The 17,010-nt window shown below is 64.7% G+C and carries 12 protein-coding genes; 6 read left to right on the top strand and 6 right to left on the bottom strand.

Going from position 1 to position 17,010, the window contains the following annotated elements:
• The first annotated feature begins 34 nt into the window (after positions 1 to 34).
• From OKW38_RS28245 to OKW38_RS28260, 4 genes are all read left to right on the top strand, one after another.
• Positions 35 to 2,152: a hypothetical protein gene (locus tag OKW38_RS28245; protein ID WP_429364204.1), complete on the top strand. Its 2,118-nt coding sequence runs from the start codon at positions 35 to 37 to the stop codon at positions 2,150 to 2,152.
• A gap of 895 nt (positions 2,153 to 3,047) precedes the next feature.
• Positions 3,048 to 4,436, top strand: a complete 1,389-nt coding sequence (locus OKW38_RS28250; RefSeq protein WP_429364205.1) for an FAD-binding oxidoreductase — start codon at positions 3,048 to 3,050, stop codon at positions 4,434 to 4,436.
• Between the two features lie 265 nt (positions 4,437 to 4,701).
• Positions 4,702 to 5,292, top strand: coding sequence for a BPSL1445 family SYLF domain-containing lipoprotein (locus tag OKW38_RS28255; protein WP_184007138.1), 591 nt, complete (start codon positions 4,702 to 4,704; stop codon positions 5,290 to 5,292).
• A gap of 225 nt (positions 5,293 to 5,517) precedes the next feature.
• Complete coding sequence (locus tag OKW38_RS28260) at positions 5,518 to 7,005, top strand: SulP family inorganic anion transporter (protein WP_429364207.1); 1,488 nt, start codon at positions 5,518 to 5,520, stop codon at positions 7,003 to 7,005.
• 68 nt (positions 7,006 to 7,073) lie between these two features.
• Here OKW38_RS28260 and OKW38_RS28265 read toward each other — a convergent pair whose 3' ends face one another.
• Both OKW38_RS28265 and OKW38_RS28270 read right to left on the bottom strand, forming a co-directional pair.
• On the bottom strand, positions 7,074 to 8,633 hold the full coding sequence (locus OKW38_RS28265) for a methyl-accepting chemotaxis protein (RefSeq protein ID WP_429364209.1): 1,560 nt from the start codon (positions 8,631 to 8,633) through the stop codon (positions 7,074 to 7,076).
• A gap of 110 nt (positions 8,634 to 8,743) precedes the next feature.
• Positions 8,744 to 9,298, bottom strand: coding sequence for a YbaK/EbsC family protein (locus tag OKW38_RS28270; RefSeq protein WP_167368715.1), 555 nt, complete (start codon positions 9,296 to 9,298; stop codon positions 8,744 to 8,746).
• Positions 9,299 to 9,490: 192 nt separating this feature from the next.
• Between OKW38_RS28270 and OKW38_RS28275 the strand changes: the two genes are divergently transcribed.
• Both OKW38_RS28275 and OKW38_RS28280 read left to right on the top strand, forming a co-directional pair.
• Entirely contained in the window at positions 9,491 to 10,759 is a 1,269-nt protein-coding gene (locus OKW38_RS28275; RefSeq protein ID WP_090807133.1) for a YihY/virulence factor BrkB family protein, read from the top strand.
• Positions 10,760 to 11,191: 432 nt separating this feature from the next.
• Positions 11,192 to 12,376: a porin gene (locus OKW38_RS28280; RefSeq protein WP_090807135.1), complete on the top strand. Its 1,185-nt coding sequence runs from the start codon at positions 11,192 to 11,194 to the stop codon at positions 12,374 to 12,376.
• 154 nt (positions 12,377 to 12,530) lie between these two features.
• On the opposite strand, the gene OKW38_RS28285 is transcribed toward OKW38_RS28280, so the two are convergent.
• The 4 genes from OKW38_RS28285 to OKW38_RS28300 all read right to left on the bottom strand — a co-directional run bounded on the left by OKW38_RS28285 (position 12,531) and on the right by OKW38_RS28300 (position 16,907).
• Positions 12,531 to 13,403: a peptidase gene (locus OKW38_RS28285; protein ID WP_429364211.1), complete on the bottom strand. Its 873-nt coding sequence runs from the start codon at positions 13,401 to 13,403 to the stop codon at positions 12,531 to 12,533.
• Between the two features lie 172 nt (positions 13,404 to 13,575).
• The gene (locus OKW38_RS28290; RefSeq protein ID WP_429364213.1) at positions 13,576 to 14,376 is read right to left on the bottom strand and encodes a transglutaminase family protein; all 801 of its coding nucleotides are present in this window, start codon (positions 14,374 to 14,376) and stop codon (positions 13,576 to 13,578) included.
• A gap of 12 nt (positions 14,377 to 14,388) precedes the next feature.
• Complete coding sequence (locus OKW38_RS28295; RefSeq protein WP_090807140.1) at positions 14,389 to 15,339, bottom strand: alpha-E domain-containing protein; 951 nt, start codon at positions 15,337 to 15,339, stop codon at positions 14,389 to 14,391.
• A gap of 158 nt (positions 15,340 to 15,497) precedes the next feature.
• Positions 15,498 to 16,907, bottom strand: a complete 1,410-nt coding sequence (locus tag OKW38_RS28300) for a circularly permuted type 2 ATP-grasp protein (protein WP_090807142.1) — start codon at positions 16,905 to 16,907, stop codon at positions 15,498 to 15,500.
• Positions 16,908 to 17,010 lie beyond the last annotated feature (103 nt).

The following is a 17,010-nucleotide window of genomic DNA, read 5'->3' on the forward strand; positions in this document are numbered from 1 at the left end:
GGACTCCTGCCACTGGTTAGTGGTTGCCGCCGCCGTGGCCACCATTGCCGGAGCCACCGCCGCCGTAGCCGCCACCGTGGCCGCCGCTGCCTTGACCGCCGCCGTTGCCGCCGTTGCCGCCGTTGCCGCCGTTGCCGCCGTTGCCGCCACGGCCACCATGGCCTCCGTTGCCGGAGCCGCCGTTGCCTTCGCCGCCACCATGGCCGCCGTTGCCGGAGCCGCCGTTGCCCTGGCCACCGCCGCCTTCACCGCCATGGCCGCCGTGGCCGGAGCCGCCGTTGCCCTGGCCGCCACCGCCTTCACCGCCATGGCCACCGTTGCCGGAACCGCCGTTGCCCTGGCCGCTGCCTTCACCACCATGGCCGCCGTGGCCGGAGCCGCCGTTGCCCTGGCCGCCACCGCCTTCACCGCCATGGCCACCGTTTCCGGAACCACCGTTACCCTGGCCGCCGCCTTCACCACCATGGCCGCCGTGGCCGGAGCCGCCGTTGCCCTGGCCGCCACCGCCTTCACCGCCATGGCCACCGTTGCCGGAACCGCCGTTACCCTGGCCGCCGCCTTCACCACCATGGCCGCCGTGGCCGGAGCCGCCGTTGCCCTGGCCGCCACCGCCTTCACCGCCATGGCCACCGTTGCCGGAACCGCCGTTGCCCTGGCCGCCGCCTTCACCACCATGGCCGCCGTGGCCGGAACCGCCTTTGCCTTCGCCACCGCTGCTGCCGTGGCCGCCGTCACCATGACCGCCGTCACCGTGGCCGCCGTCGCCATGACCGCCGTCGCCATGACCGCTGGCGCCGTGGCCGCCATCGCCGCGGCCGCCGTCACCGTGGCCACGACCGCCATCACCATCACCACCTTGGCCATGGCCATGACCGCCATCGCCGGCACCATCACCGCCGTGCCCATGGCCATGGCCTCCATCGCCGTCACCATCGCCAGCGTGACCATGACCGTGACCGCCATCGCCGTCACCATCGCCAGCGTGACCATGACCGTGACCGCCATCGCCGTCACCATCGCCAGCGTGACCATGACCGTGACCGCCATCGCCGTCACCGTCACCGCCTTGGCCATGGCCGCCATCACCATCACCACCGTCGCCATGACCGTGACCGCCATCGCCGTCACCACCGTGGCCATGTCCATGGCCGCCATCGCCGTCACCATCACCGCCGTGGCCATGTCCATGGCCGCCATCGCCGTCACCATCACCGCCGTGGCCATGTCCATGGCCGCCATCGCCGTCACCATCGCCACCGTGCCCATGGCCGTGACCGCCATCGCCATCACCATCACCGCCGTGCCCATGTCCATGGCCGCCATCGCCGTCACCATCACCGCCGTGCCCATGACCATGACCATGACCATGACCATGACCATGACCATGACCATGCCCATGACCATGACCATGACCGCCGTCACCATCACCATCACCACCGTGGCCATGTCCATGGCCGCCATCGCCGTCACCATCGCCGCCGTGCCCATGACCATGCCCATGACCACCATCCCCACCACCGTCCCCGCCGTTATCACCGCCTCCGGTACCGCCGCCATCGCCGCCCGTGCCGCCATTCCCCGAGCCATTCCCGCCACCACCGCTACCCGCGCCGCCGTTACCGTTATCGCCGGCACCGCCGTTGCCGTTGTTGCCGCCGGTATTTCCCGGGCCCACCCCGCCCGGGCCGGAATTAGCCGAGCTATTCCCGCCACCGCTTCCCGTGCCCGTCGAGGACGTCCCGTTGCCCGCCGGCGAGCCGGTGGGCGATGTCGGGCCGAGCCCCGCCGCCGCGACGCCGAAGGCGCCCGCCCCGAGCTGCCCGAATCCCTGCGACGTGCAGCCCGGCCCGCCGCCCGACGAACATCCGCCGTGCACGCTAGCCTCGGCGAGCACCATCACTGCGGGATCCGTTGCCGGCGCGGCGGTGCTCCCCGAATTCGTCTGCGCACCCGCCATCGCCGCATAAAGACTGACCGCGACCGCCAAAGCCGCCCGTCGCGTTCCCAATATCCACGCGTCCCCGCTTTGCTTCTTCATTTCACTCTCCGAATTATTTCACCAAAAAGACCGGTCCAATTAACGAGTGAATCTCCGCTCGTCAACAAAACGAAAAGTCAAAGCCCTTGCGCAGCTTCGCTTTATGCGAATTAAAAATTCGTTCGCACTAAACACTTCTCTCACGGAAAATCCCCGGTCCGATTTGGCGTGCTTCGAGAGAATCGGCTGGCCGTGCGCGCACGTGATCGTGAGAGCCGCACAGCGAGGCTTGATGGACGTTGAAGTTATTCGCAGAGCAATCACTCGACCGTGCGCTAGACCACGCAATGCGATATTGCCGATACGGCCCGTCAGGCGGCGTTAAACGACGATCCGCCCGCCAAATCCGCTACTCCACATTCTTCAGACAGGAAGTTAAAAAATCTCGCGCTCAATGCAATCTGATCAGAAAAACGAAAATTAGCCTTTGGTTTTATCGGACAAATACTGACCATTTACACATCATTGGTTTTATTCATGTGGCCATTCGCACATAAAAATAGAAATAGGAAAAACCCAATGAGAGCAACCCAATAGACAACGCAATGAAAATCACCGAAACGCGCGTGCGAAACATTACGCGTCGTCGGGCAATGCGCGTGCGTCGCGAAAATCGCTGTCGCGATGTGCGCTACCTCGCACAGTCGTCGAACGTGTGTCTCGGTCGCACGCGATCACGAGCCACGCCCATATGCAAAGTGTCGTGGCACAACCACCAGCGCGTCGGATAACCAACACATCAGCGCGCACGCTTTTCCCGGAGCATTCCCACCATCTTCGGCAGTACCGCCGCGTATCGTCGTTGCCCTGCCCGCAAAAGCCTGTCCCCGCGAGCCACCGCGCGGAATCGCCCACGAACGCGGGTAAACCTTTGTTTGACTTCGACGCGTCGCCCCGTTTACTGCACGCAGCCGAACCTCTCAATCCGCTTTCATTCACCGCCCGCATTTTTGGTTGGTCTGCGGAGCAGTGTTCTGCGAGCGCCTTCCCCTCTTCGACGAGGTACAACATGGTTACTATCTCCAGCAGCGCGGTCGACGAATTCAAATCCGGACTTCGCGGTCAGCTTCTGCTGCCCGACACGCCGGGCTTCGACACGGCGCGCAGCATCTGGAACGCAATGATCGACCGTTCTCCCGCGATGATCCTGCGCTGCGCGGGTGTTGCCGACGTGCGCCGCGGCGTCGCCTTCGCGCGTGACAACGGCCTGCCGCTCGCGATTCGCGGCGGCGGCCACAACATCGGCGGTAGCGCTGTGTGCGACGACGGCCTCGTGCTCGATCTGTCCACGATGAAATCGGTGCGCATCGACCCGCAAGCGCGGCGCGCCTATGTCGAACCGGGCGCGACGCTGCACGATCTCGATCACGAAGCGCAGGCATTCGGACTCGCGACGCCGCTCGGTATCAACTCGACGACCGGCGTCGCGGGTCTGACGCTCGGCGGCGGCTTCGGCTGGTTGAGCCGCCGCTACGGCATGACGGTCGACAACCTCGTCGCGGCCGACATCGTCACCGCGGACGGTGAATTGCGCCGCCTGAGCGCCACTTCGCACGACGATCTGTTCTGGGCGATTCGCGGCGGCGGCGGCAATTTCGGCGTCGTTACGCTATTCGAGTTCGCGCTGCATGAGGTCGGCCCGCTCGTGTATGGCGGCCTCGTCGTGTTGCCGCTCGCCGATGCGAAGGAAGCGCTGATCAAATACCGCGATGCCGTGCCCGCGATGCCCGACGAGCTGGCCGTCTGGGCCGTCGCGCGGCTCGCGCCACCGCTGCCGTTCCTGCCGCCCGACGTGCATGGCCAACCCGTGCTCGTGTTGGCGATGTGCTACAACGGGCCGGTCGAAAAAGGCCCAGCCGCGGTGGAAGCCGTGCGCGGCTTCGGCAAGCCGCTCGGCGAACATCTCGGTCCGATGCCTTATGAAGTTTGGCAACAGGCCTTCGATCCGCTGCTCACGCCGGGCGCGCGCAACTACTGGAAGTCGCACAACCTCGCCACCATCGACGATGGACTGATCGACGCGCTGATCCGCGCGATCGACACACTGCCGTCCGCGCAATGCGAAATTTTCTTCGGGTTGATCGGCGCGCAAACGCAGCGCGTGGCGGTCGATGCGACCGCTTACCCAAGTCGCGAGACGCAATACGCGATGAACGTGCACGGCCGCTGGGACGATGCGCGCGACGACGAGCTCTGTGTCAAATGGGCGCGCGACTTTTTCGACGCGTCGCGCCCCTTTGCGCTAGGCAGCGTGTACGTCAACTTCATGACGCAGGAGGAAGGCGGCCGTATCGCGGATGCCTATGGGCCCAACTATGAGCGGCTCGTCGCCGTGAAGAACCGCTACGATCCGCGCAACCTGTTCCGCCATAACCAGAACATTCGCCCAACGGCGTAGCGACGACGCGTGACGGAAAACGGCGCAAAAACCCGAACTGCAATGGCCGCGCCGCTCTCGCGCAAGGCGGCGCGGCCATTGGGCACGCTATCTGCTATTTGAGCGGTGAGGTCCGCGATGCGAACGTCGCGGCACGCCGCCGCCTGGCTGCGATGACCGCGCGCACGGAACCTCCAGCGTGCAGATGAGAACAAAGCAAAGCAGGCGACTCGCCGCACTCTTCCAAAACGTACAACACGCGTGAGAAACGCAAAGGAAAACCGTCATGCGCAGACGACAATTCATCATGACCGGCAGCGCTGCATTGGCCGTCGCAGGCCTGAGCCTCACCGGTTGCACGACGACTTCGCCGTCCTCGAACGCATCGCCGTCTGCCAACGCCGGCAAGCGCGACACGATCAACGCCGGCGTCGACTCGACGCTCGCGCGTCTCTACGAAAACGTCGACGGTGCGCGTGAGCTCGTTGCGAAAGCGCGTGGCGTGCTGGTGTTTCCATCGGTGATCTCGGCCGGCTTCTGGGTCGGCGGACAGTATGGTGAAGGGGCGATGCGCATCGGCGGCCGCACGGTCGGCTACTACAGCACGGTCGCGGGCTCGTTCGGGTTGCAGATCGGCGCGCAGTCGAAGGCGCTCGTGTTTCTGTTCATGACGCAGGAAGCGCTCGACGAATTCATGCACAGCCAGGGCTGGGCAGTCGGCGCGAATGCGACCGTCGCCGTGCTGAAAGTCGGCGCGAACGGCGCGGTCGATTCGTCGACCGCGACGAGCCCGGTGCAGGCTTTCGTGCTGACCAACGGCGGCTTGATGGCCGGCGTGTCGCTCGAAGGCACGAAGGTGTCGCGGCTGATTATCTGAGTATCTGAGCGGAGCTTTCCCTCTTGCGGATTTGTGGCGCGTTCGGGCCATAGCGTTCCCGCCCGCTTCGCCAGCGCCGTTCATCGCGCTACGGTAGAATTCACGCCTTTCGTCAACCGTCCGCGCCCAGCGGACGCAATCCTTCGCGCAGCCGCGCGTTGCCACGCCAGTTCAGCGCAGCCCATACAAGCCTCAGCATTGCGCTCGCGCGCCACCTCGTAGAACATGAACACCGCTAGTCCCGCTTCCGGTCGGCCCGCGCGGCTGTCCGGCATTCGCAGCAACGTGCTCGCAGGCTTGACCTCGTCGTTCGCGCTGGTGCCCGAATGCATCGCCTTTGCGCTCGTCGCCCATCTGAATCCGTTGATGGGTCTGTACGGCGCATTCTTTATCTGCACCGTCACCGCGCTATTTGGCGGACGTCCCGGCATGATTTCGGGCGCGGCGGGCTCGATGGCCGTCGTGATCGTCGCGCTCGTCGTCGAGCACGGCGCGCAGTATCTGCTTGCGACCGTGATCCTGAGCGGCCTCCTGATGATGCTGTTCGGCATATTGCGGCTCGGCAAACTGATCCGCATGGTCCCGCATCCGGTCATGCTCGGCTTCGTCAACGGACTCGCGATCGTCATCGCGACCGCGCAGCTCGCTCACTTCAAAACGGTCACGCCGCACGGCGAAGCCTGGCTGCACGGCAGCGCGCTCGCGACGATGTGCGCGCTCGTCGCGCTGACGATGGCGATCGTCTATCTGCTGCCGCGACTTACGCGAGCCGTGCCACCGGCGCTCGTGGCCATTCTCGGCATCGGCCTTTTCACGCAGCTGCTGCATCTGCCGACGCGCACGCTCGGCGACATGGCGCATGTCGCCGGCAATCTGCCGACGCTGCATCTGCCCGACGTGCCGCTCGATCTCGCGACGCTTCGCATCATCCTGCCGTACGCCGTGCTGATCGCGATCGTCGGTCTGCTCGAAACGCTGCTGACGTTCAACCTGGCCGACCAAATCACCGAAACGCGCGGTCAGCCGAATCGCGAATGCGTCGCGCTCGGCGCGGCGAACCTCGCATCGGGGCTGTTCGGCGGCATGGGCGGTTGCGCGATGATCGGCCAGACCATGATCAACCTGAATTCGGGGGGACGCTCGCGGCTGTCGGGAATCGTCAGCGGCGTGATGATCCTGCTGTACATCCTGTTCCTGTCGCCGCTGATCGAGCGAATTCCGCTCGCGGCGCTGGTGGGCGTGATGTTCGTGGTCGCGCAGCAAACCTTCGCGTGGGGATCGCTGCGCGTGCTCGGCAAGGTGCCGCGCAACGACGCGCTCGTGATCGTCGCGGTCACGGTCATCACCGTGTTTGCCGATCTCGCGATCGCGGTGATGTGCGGCATCGTGATCGCCGCGCTCAACTTCGCGTGGCAGCACGCGCGCGAAATTCACACGCATGCCGAGGATCGAGCGGGCCATAAGACCTATGTGCCGCGCGGCACGCTGTTTTTCGCGTCGACGACGCGCTTTCACGAGCTGTTCGATCCGGCGCGCGACCCGGCGAGCGTGACCGTCGATTGCAGTCACCTGCTGCTCGCCGATCATTCGGCGCTCGCCGCGTTGCAGGGTCTGGCCGAGCGCTATCGCAAGGCAGGCAAGCAATTGCGCATGAAGAATCTGTCGGAGCGCAACCGCGAATTGTTGAGCCGCGCGGGGATCGGGTTGGCGTGAGACACGCACCGCGTTGCGAGCCCGCGTGCGGTGAATTCTCGCGCGCGTCGACAACGCGGCCTGGTGCCTTAGCGCTGCTCGGGCAACCGGAACACCGCGATCGCCGCCGACAACTGCCCGGTCTGCGCCTTCAGCACATCGGCCGCCGCGCTCGCCTCCTCGACTAGCGCCGCATTCTGCTGCGTCGTCTGATCCATGCTCGCGACCGCGATGTTGACCTGCTCGATGCCCGAGGTCTGCTCGGCCGACGCCGCGCTGATCTCGCCCATGATGTCGTTGACACGACGTACCGCCTGCACGACTTCCTGCATCGTGTCACCCGCGCGTCCGACGTGCTCCGAACCGCCCGCGATCTGCGCGGCCGATTCCTCGATCAGCGCCTTGATCTCCTTCGCGGCCGCCGCGCTGCGTTGCGCGAGCGTGCGCACTTCGCCCGCGACCACCGCGAAACCGCGGCCCTCCTCGCCCGCGCGCGCCGCCTCGACGGCCGCGTTCAACGCGAGAATATTGGTTTGGAACGCAATCCCTTCGATCACGCCGATGATGTCGCCGATCCGGTGCGACGACTGTGAAATCCCGCGCATCGTGTCGATCACCCGACCGACCACCGCGCCGCCGCGCGCCGCGGTCTCCGACGCGTTGTGCGAGAGCTGGCTCGCCTGCTTCGCGTTGTCGGCGTTCTGACGCACGGTCGCGGTGATCTGCTCCATGCTCGACGCGGTCTCGCCGAGCGCGGCCGCCTGCTGCTCGGTGCGGCGCGACAGGTCCGAATTGCCCGCGGCGATCTCGTTCGATACCGACGAAATCAGCGTCGCGCCGGCGCGAATCTGCTCGATCGCCTGCGCGAGACGCTGCTGCATCCGTTTCATCGCGGCGAGCAGGCTCGTGCTGTCGCCGGCCTTCGCGTCGACGACCACGTCGAGGTCGCCGTCCGCGATACGCGACGCGATCTGCAGCGCGTACGCCGGTTCGCCGCCAAGCTGACGCAGAATGCTGCGCAGAATCACGCCGATCACCAGTGACACGAGCGCGCAAAGCACCACCGCCGCGATCACGTATTGCACGAGGGTGCGGTAGAACACGCCGTCGATGTCGTCCGTGAAGACGCCGGTGACGATGGTCCAGTCCCACGGCTTGTAAAGCCGCATGTAGTTGATCTTCGGCGCAAGCTTGTCGGTGCCGGGCTTCGGGAACTGCAGATGAACGAAGGCCTCGCCTTCGCGCTGCGTTTGCTCGGAACCTTCCTTGAACACGTGGCGGCCGTCCGGATCGGTGACGTTGGTCATGTCCTTGCCGACGAGATCGGCGCGCGTGGCATGCATCAGCACGTGCGCCTGGCTGTCTTCGAGCACGAGATAGCCGCCGGCACCGTCGTAGCGCATTGCGCGCAGGTCGTCCATCGCGGCGCGCTGCGCATCGGCGAGCGGCATCGTGCCGGCCGCGACGATCGCGTTGTAGCGATCGAGCACGCTGTACGCGATGCTGATCACGTTTTTCAGCTCGCCCTCGCGATCGGCGATCATCGTGTCTCGTGTCTTGACCGCCCCCCACAGGCCGATCGCCAGAATGCCCATGCACATCACCGCGAGCGCGAGCCACAGCCGCACTTTCAGGCGAAACCGTTCCATCTTCCGTATCCCTTGTCGTGGTCGGCGGCTGTCCGCGCGAACGGACGCCGCAAACGTTTCATGTCGTTGTCGGGATTAACGGCGCGACGGAAGAAAACTTCAGTGCGGCTTCAAGGTTGCGGGTTTCCGTCCGCAGGCAACGTCAGCGCCGCCACCTCGCAGCGCGGCCATTGCCGCAGCACGTCGGGCGACATCAGCAGCTTGGCCGCGCGCACGCCGGCGCCCATCACGATCTGCGCACGCTCCATCACGGCGGCGTCGACGAGGATGCGCCAGTCGGCCGGCAGACCGAACGCGGTAATTGCGCCGAACTCCATCTGGCTATGCTCGACCGCCGCCTCGCGCTTCGCGAATGACAGCCGCTGTGCGCCGAGCGCGGCCTTCACCGCGCCGTTGATGTCGAGCCGCCGCGAGCCGAGCGACACGAGCGCCGCATAGTGCTCGCCACCCTCTTTCCTGTAGCGGATCACGATCGTGTTCGCGCAGTCTTCGAGACCGAAGCCGTAGCGAGCGCTGAATGCGGCGGTGTCGGAGGCGTCGTCGGTGACGGCGAACACCGTGATCCCGCGCGCCGGCAATTGTTCGATGACGTGCGCGGGCAGATGCGCGCTCCACTGGTCGCGCTCGATGACGTCCAGTTGCTGTACGAGTTCGTGCGAATGCATGATGAGCGGAAAGGTGACATTAACCCGCTGCATTCTAGCGGTACGCGCGGGCGGCCGCGAAACGGGCCGCAAAACAGGCCATGAACGCAGGCCATGCAGCGCGCCGCTTAACTTGTATAGTGACGGGCACGAGGTTTGCGAAAGGCAATGAAGCAAACACCCTGAAGGCGCCCTCACGATTCAGACACGATCATGGACATCGACACGCTCTCTCGCGAGAACCTCCAGCAGGCCGCGCGTCATCAGGCCAATTGGGCGATGGGCGCACTGCGGCAGTTCGCGGAGAACCGCTGTCCTGCGTTGGCGGCGAGCATCGCGTTCTATGCGGCGTTTTCGCTCGCGCCGACGCTCGTGATGGTGCTCGCGGTGGCCGGCTGGTTCTTCGGCCCGGCGGCCGCGCGCGGCGAGCTGTTCGGCCACATCAACGGCCTGATCGGCGACCAGGCCGCGGCCGGCGTGCAGACGATCGTCGAGAACGCGCATCACGCGGGCGCCAAAGGCGGCATCGCGACGATCATCTCGTTCTCGCTGCTGGCGATCGGCGCGTCGGCGACGTTCTCGTCGCTGAACAGCGCGCTCAATATAGTGTGGCCGTACAGCGGGCCGCGCACTTCCAGTTGGCTCGCGCTGGTGCGGGTGCGACTGATTTCGTTCGGGCTCGTGCTCGGCGTCGCGTTCCTGCTGATCGTGTCGCTGGTGCTCGATACGGTGATCGTCTTTATCGGCAACTGGCTGTGGGGCGACTCGCCGTATGTCGTAATCGGCAATCTGCTGCAGCTCGGCGTCGGGCTGTTCGTGCTGATCTTCGCGTTCGCCGGACTGCTCAAGTTTCTGCCCGACGCTCGGGTGCTGTGGCGCGATGCGGTGGTGGGCGGCATCGTCGCGGCCGTGTTGTTCACGGCTGGCAAGAAGCTGTTCGCGCTGTATCTCGCGCATGCGGGAATGGCCAGCGCGTTCGGCGCGGCCGGCTCGCTCGCAGTGCTGCTGATGTGGCTGTACTTCTCGGCGTTGGTGCTGCTGCTCGGCGCGGAGTTCTCGGCGGCGCGCGGCCGGCTGCACGATCCGCGTGGCGGCTGGGGCATGCAGGGCGAGTCGCCGCCGGGCAGCCGCGCGAAGCTCGCGTCGGTACTGGCGGCATCGACCGTCGCGGCAAATGCCGCGCCGTCTGCTCCCGCTGCTGTGGGTGTTGCCAGCCAAACGGCTACGCCGCTGCCCGCGGGAATCAACGCGGCGGCGCAAAGGCGCTCCGCGCATGAGACCGCGGTGGACGTTACGCGCAAGGTGCTCGACGCCGAAGCGCAAGCCACCCGTTTCGCGGCGTCCGCCCTCGTCGAAGCGCGCCGCCAGGCGACGGCCGCCGACCGCTACGTGCGACGCAACCCGTGGACTTCGGTGCTGCTCGCGGCCGCCGCGGGGCTCACGGCCGCGGCCATGGCGCGCCGTGGCGCCGACCGGCGCTGAAGCGGGCGCTTCACACCACGCTACCGTCCATACCCTTATCGATGCGCGTGTTGTGCCGTCAATCCAGTCGATTGCGCCTGGACACACAACGCGCCCCTTCTGTCCAGCCTGTCTAGTCCTTTCGTCAGCCGTCTCTTTTATGATTTCACTACAAAGACGAGTGGACGCGTACACGACTAGGTTACATTTAGCATACAAATCGATGCTCATCGTGCGTTCGTTCACCCAGTCACTATCAACAAATCAACAATAATGCACATCAGACCAATAAATGTTGCGCAAATGGAAACAATCGTTGAGAGCTTTAAATACAAGGGTTTGCATCGATTGTCAGTTTTTGGCGACACTCTTTTTTTTCCGTTTCTACCCCGCCGAGCCGCTGAGCTATTCTGCTTTCCGCAACAACGAACAATCATCTGCGTGGAGAAATGGATGAAACGAATCGCACTGTCTACCCTCTCGCTGGCGCTCCTCGGCGTCGCCGGTATCGCTCACGCGCAAAGCAGCGTGACCCTGTATGGCGTGCTGGATGAATCGGTCCAGTACGTGAATAACGCTACGCCCAACGGCGGTAGCCTCGTACAAATGTTTGGCGGCAACCTGCAAGGTAACCGTTTCGGCCTGAAGGGCACGGAAGACCTCGGCGGCGGCCTGAAGGCAATTTTCCAGTTGGAAAACGGCTTTGACATCAACAACGGCAAGCTCGGTCAAGGCGGCCTGATGTTCGGTCGTCAGGCTTACGTCGGTTTGACGGGCGACTCTTGGGGCACCTTCACAGCTGGTCGTCAATACGACCCGCTGGTCGACATGATCCAGCCGCTGACGGGCGACAACTACTTCGGCAGCACGTTCGCTACGCCGGGTGACGTCGACAACAACGACAACAGCTTCCGCGTGAACAATTCGCTGAAGTATGTGTCGCCGGTGTTTTCGGGCTTCCAGGTCGAAGGCATGTACGCTCTGGGCGGCGTCGCAGGCGCGACGGGTTCGGGTCAAACGTGGGCCGGCGCAGCAACGTACGCAACGGGTCCGTTCAGCGTCGCGGGTGGCTACCTGAGGACTGACAACGCAAGCACCAACCTTCCTGTCCGCACGGGCTGGAACAGCACGACGGTCCCCGGCGCTACGTTCGACACGGCCTTCCCGAACAACGCAGGCATCAACCAGGCTTACACCACGGCGAAGTCGATCAGCATCGCTTCGGCAGCTGCTCAGTACGTGACGGGCCCGTTGACGGCTAACCTGTCGTACAGCAACGCGCGCTACAAGCCGGACGCACAATCGGCGTTCACGTCGACGCAGATCTTCAACGTCGGCCGCGTGTACGTCGGCTACCAGATCACGCCGGCAGCCCTGCTGGGTATCGGCTACGCGTACACCCGCGGTACGGGCGACGCGGTGGCAACGTACAACCAGGTTTCGCTGGGCGGCGACTACTCGCTGTCGAAGCGCACCGACGTGTACACGGTCGCCGCATGGCAGCATGCAAGCGGCCAACAGCGTGATCCGGCTACGGGCGCACTCGTTTCGTCCACGGCTTCGATCGGTTCGTATGGCAACCAGTCGAGCACCAACAACCAGGTCATGGTCAGCCTCGGTATCCGTCACAAGTTCTAATCGGACTTCGAATCGGACCTGCTACGCAGCCGACGGGCTGCGTAGCCAGAGACCAGAAACCAGCCAGAGGCGATGCCGATGGCTGGTTTTTTTTCGTCCTGAGGTTTTGGTGCGGGCCCAAGCGAGCCTGACGCGCGCTCCGAACCCAACGCAGCTAGCGCCGCTGCGCCTTGCCCTTGTCGGCCTGCGCGAGAATCTGCGCGGGCGACACATCCTGCTCATGCTCGACGCCATCGGCGCCGACCGGCGCGCGATATAGCACCAGCGCCCGCTCCGACTGCGGCGACGGCGCATCCAGCGACCGCTGCCAGTCCGGATCGGGAATCTCGGCGAACACCTGGCGCAGACGCTCGCCCCACGTGCGGTGAAGCATGTCGAAGTACGCGTTGTCGCGATCGATCGACACGAACCGCGTGACCCGCAGCGCATCCTTCTCGTACACGAGCAGATCGAGCGGCAAGCCCACTGACAGGTTCGAGCGCAGCGTCGAGTCCATCGAGATCAGCGCGGACTTCGCGGCCTCGTCGAGCGGTGTGGACGGCGTCAGCACCCGGTCGATGATCGGCTTGCCATACTTCGCCTCGCCGATCTGGAAATACGGATTCACGGCCGACGCCTCGATGAAATTGCCCGCCGCGTAGATCATGAAAAGGCGCATCCGGTTGCCCGCGATCTGGCCGCCGAGAATGAAGCTGCAATTGAAGTCGACACCGAACTTCTGCATCGCCTCGGCCTCGCGCTCATGCACGCGACGCACCGCGCTGCCGACCACGCGCGCGGCGTCCGCCATGGTCGGCGCGCTCCACAGCGTGGGCTCGCTGGCATCGGCGGGCTCGGACAGCTCGTGCAGCACCGCTTGCGTGATCGACAGATTGCCGGCGCCGAGCAGCACCAGCATGCGTTCGCCGGGTTGCTCGAACACCGACATCTTGCGCGCGGTACTGATGTGATCGACGCCCGCATTGGTACGCGTGTCGGACAAAAATACGAGGCCGTCATTGACGGCCATCGCTACGCAGTAAGTCATAAGGGATCCGCGAAAGGCAAAGGAACGGGGCTATTGTAATGCGGCGCACAGGCGCCTTTTATCCGTGTTTACGGCCCTTTTTTGCAGCCTTTTTTGCAGCCTTTTGGCAGCTGATTCCGAACACGTGGCAGGAATGTTAAATGCGGACGCGCGCGTTGGCGTTGCAATGCGGCTACTGCGACATCTGCGCGCTGACCGCCACCGCCACGTGAAGCTCCTCTTCGAGTCCGCCGATGCGTCGGCCGCGCACCGGTGCCGCGGCCTCATAGTCACGGGCGACCGCGAGCCGGCAGTAGATCTCGCTGGCAAACGCGGCATGCGTGACGTCGATCGAAATCCACCCTTTGCCTTCGAGCCATACGTCGACCCACGCGTGACTCGCGCCATGCGGCACGTCGCCGGGTTCGATATATCCGCTCACGTAGCGCGCCGGCACGCCGCGCGCGCGGCAGCACGCGAGCATCAGATGCGCATGGTCCTGACACACGCCGTTGCCGAGCGCGAGCGCCTCGGCGGCCGTGCTCGTGACCTCGGTCACGCCGGGCCGGTACTGCACGCGCTGCACGATCTGCTCGGACAGCGTGAGCAGGCTTGCCGGGCTCGCCAGATTCGCCACCGACTCCGCCAGTTCGCGGATCGCGCCGTCGGCTTCGGTCAGACGCGTCGCGCAGGTAAAATGCTCGAGCGGAATCGGGCCGGGCGGATCACCCAGCACGCCGTCGACGAGCGGCATCGTGTCCACCTCGCCCGACACGCGCAGATGAATCTCGTCGTGCGGCTTGTTCATGACGAGCGTGTGCAGCACGTTGCCGTAGGCGTCGAGCGTCGCGTCGAGCTTGCCCGGCGCGTCGATGTTCCAACGCCGCACGGTCTGTCCGGCGCCGCTCGCGGGCGTCAGGCGCAACTGCTGGATCGAATAGTGAACCGTCGCTTCGTAGCGGTAGGAGGTGTCGTGGCGGATCGTCAGGTACATGAGAAAACTCCGTCAGGCCACTGGCAGCATCAGATAAGTACGCGCCACCAGATTGCCCAGATCGAACACGCGAGCGAGGAACTGCGTCAGATAGGCGTGCAGACCGCTTTCGAAAATCTGCCGGATGTCGGCATACAACAGCTCGGCGCGCAGCTTGCCGGCGAAGCGCTCGCACTGGTTCGAGCCCGAGGTGCGCAGCATCGCGAGATTGCTGCACACGCCGTCGAGCGAGGCGAGCAGCGAGCGCGGCATCTGCTGATTGAGGATCATCAGCTCGACGACGCGCGCGGGCGTCACGACGTCGCGATATACCCTGCGGTAGATCTCGAGCGCCGACACCGAACTCAGGATCGAGGTCCAGTAATAGAAGTCCTCGAGCTGGCGCGCCGCGTCGCGTGAATTCGGCTCGACGTTCGCGAAACGCACATCGAGAATCCGCGCGGTGTTGTCGGCGCGCTCCAGATACGTGCCTAGCTGCGTGAAGAAGAACGCGTCGTCCTGCAGCGCGGTGCCGATCGTCACGCCGCGCGACAGATGCGAGCGGAACTTGACCCACTCGAACAACGAGCCCGGATTGCTAGCGGCCTGCCCGCTCGCGAGCCGCTCGTTGAATTCGAGCCACGTGTCGTTGATGGTTTCCCACCACTCGGTCGTCAGCGTGCCGCGCACCGCGCGGGCGTTTTCACGCGCGGCCTGCAGGCACGAATGAATGCTCGACGAATTACTTGCGTCGGCGATCATGAAGTCGAGCATGTGCTCGCGCGTCGGTTCGTCGTAGCGCTGCGCGAAGGCGCTTTCGAGCTCGGAGATGCGCAGCACCGAGCGCTGCGCGCGAGCCTCCTGTTCGGCCGTCTGCGGCAGCAGTTGCGCCTTCAGGTTGATGTCGAGCATGCGGGCGGTGTTCTCCGCACGCTCCATATAGCGGGCCATCCAGAAGAGGTGATCGGCGGTTCGGCTAAGCATGACGACGTTCCATGTCTGTGATCTGAACGCGCGAGGCCTTCGTCAGCGACGAAGGTCCGCGCTGGTTATCCGTTGAGCGCCAGCGCGCATCAGGTTGCGAGTGTCGCGCCCTGCTCTGCTCTGTTGCGAGCGAGGCGAAAAGCGCGGCGGCAACCGCGTCAGTCGACCATCCAGGTGTCCTTGGTCCCGCCTCCCTGCGATGAATTGACGACGAGCGAGCCCTCCTGCAACGCGACCCGCGTGAGGCCGCCCGCCACCATCGTGGTGGTCTTGCCCGACAGCACGAACGGCCGCAGGTCGATATGGCGCGGCGCGATGCCCGATTCGACGAAAGTCGGACACGCGGACAGCGCCAGCGTGGGCTGTGCGATATAACCGGCCGGACGCGCGATCAGCCGCTCGCGGAAGGCCTCGACTTCGGCCTTCGTCGAGGCGGGGCCGACCAGCATCCCGTAGCCGCCCGCGCCGTGCACTTCCTTGACCACCAGCTCCGGCAGATGCGCGAGCGTATAGGCGAGATCCTCGGGCTTACGGCACTGATAGGTCGGTACGTTGTTCAGAATCGGCTTTTCGCCAAGATAAAACGCGATCATGTCGGGCACGTACGGGTAGATCGATTTGTCGTCGGCGATGCCGGTGCCCATCGCGTTCGCGAGCGCGACGCGGCCGGCGCGATAGGCGGTGAGCAGACCCGGTACGCCGAGCGCGGAGTCGGGGCGAAACGCAAGCGGATCGAGAAAATCGTCGTCGACGCGCCGGTAGATCACGTCGACGCGCTTCGGTCCTTGCGTGGTGCGCATGAACACGTAGTTGTCGTCGACGAACAGATCCTTGCCTTCGACGAGCTCGACGCCCATCTGCTGCGCGAGGAACGTATGCTCGAAATACGCGGAGTTGTACATGCCCGGCGTCAGCACGACGACGACCGGATCGTCGACGCCCGCGGGCGCGACCGAGCGCAGCGTATCGAGCAGGAGGTCGGGATAATGCGCGACCGGCGCGATGCGGTTCTGCACGAACAGTTCGGGGAAGAGCCGCATCATCATCTTGCGGTTTTCGAGCATGTACGACACGCCCGACGGCACACGCAGATTGTCTTCGAGTACGTAGAATTCGCCTTCATCGCCGGCGCGCACCACGTCGACGCCCGCGATATGCGCGTAAACACCGAGCGGCACGTCGACGCCCTGCATCTCGGGACGATACTGCGCGTTGGTATAGACCTGGTCGGCCGGCACGATGCCCGCGTGCACGATGTTGCGATCGTGATAGACGTCGTGGATAAACAGATTGAGAGCCTGCACGCGCTGTCGCAAACCCGCTTCGAGCGTCTGCCATTCGCCGCGCGGGATGATGCGCGGAATCAGATCGAAGGGAATCAGCCGCTCGGTGCCTGACAGGTCGCCGTTTACTGCGAACGTGATGCCGACGCGCCGGAACAGCAGGTCCGCTTCCGCGCGCTTGCGTGCGATCGCTTCATCGCCCTGACTGTCCAACCATCGCTCAAAGCGCGCGTAATGCGGCCGTACGCCATCGGCGTGATGGCGCATCTCGTCATAGCATCGCATGTCAGCCCCAGTCTTGTTGTCAAATAGAAGGCGAATGCGCTGCGCATTCGGTATTCGACCTTCGATTAAGCAAGCGTTATGCCATTGAATGTGTCGGGATAGA

It is taken from the genome of Paraburkholderia sp. MM5496-R1 (assembly GCF_050436205.1).
Lineage (GTDB): Bacteria > Pseudomonadota > Gammaproteobacteria > Burkholderiales > Burkholderiaceae > Paraburkholderia > Paraburkholderia tuberum.

Bases quoted from the DNA above. Each gene is read 5' to 3' on its own strand.
- OKW38_RS28275 (WP_090807133.1), top strand. From the start codon at position 9,491: ATGGACATCGACACGCTCTCTCGCGAGAACCTCCAGCAGGCCGCGCGT.
- OKW38_RS28285 (WP_429364211.1), bottom strand. From the start codon at position 13,403: ATGACTTACTGCGTAGCGATGGCCGTCAATGACGGCCTCGTATTTTTG.
- OKW38_RS28300 (WP_090807142.1), bottom strand. From the start codon at position 16,907: ATGCGATGCTATGACGAGATGCGCCATCACGCCGATGGCGTACGGCCG.
- OKW38_RS28255 (WP_184007138.1), top strand. From the start codon at position 4,702: ATGCGCAGACGACAATTCATCATGACCGGCAGCGCTGCATTGGCCGTC.
- OKW38_RS28265 (WP_429364209.1), bottom strand. From the start codon at position 8,633: ATGGAACGGTTTCGCCTGAAAGTGCGGCTGTGGCTCGCGCTCGCGGTG.
- OKW38_RS28290 (WP_429364213.1), bottom strand. From the start codon at position 14,376: ATGTACCTGACGATCCGCCACGACACCTCCTACCGCTACGAAGCGACG.
- OKW38_RS28250 (WP_429364205.1), top strand. From the start codon at position 3,048: ATGGTTACTATCTCCAGCAGCGCGGTCGACGAATTCAAATCCGGACTT.
- OKW38_RS28270 (WP_167368715.1), bottom strand. From the start codon at position 9,298: ATGCATTCGCACGAACTCGTACAGCAACTGGACGTCATCGAGCGCGAC.
- OKW38_RS28280 (WP_090807135.1), top strand. From the start codon at position 11,192: ATGAAACGAATCGCACTGTCTACCCTCTCGCTGGCGCTCCTCGGCGTC.
- OKW38_RS28260 (WP_429364207.1), top strand. From the start codon at position 5,518: ATGAACACCGCTAGTCCCGCTTCCGGTCGGCCCGCGCGGCTGTCCGGC.
- OKW38_RS28295 (WP_090807140.1), bottom strand. From the start codon at position 15,339: ATGCTTAGCCGAACCGCCGATCACCTCTTCTGGATGGCCCGCTATATG.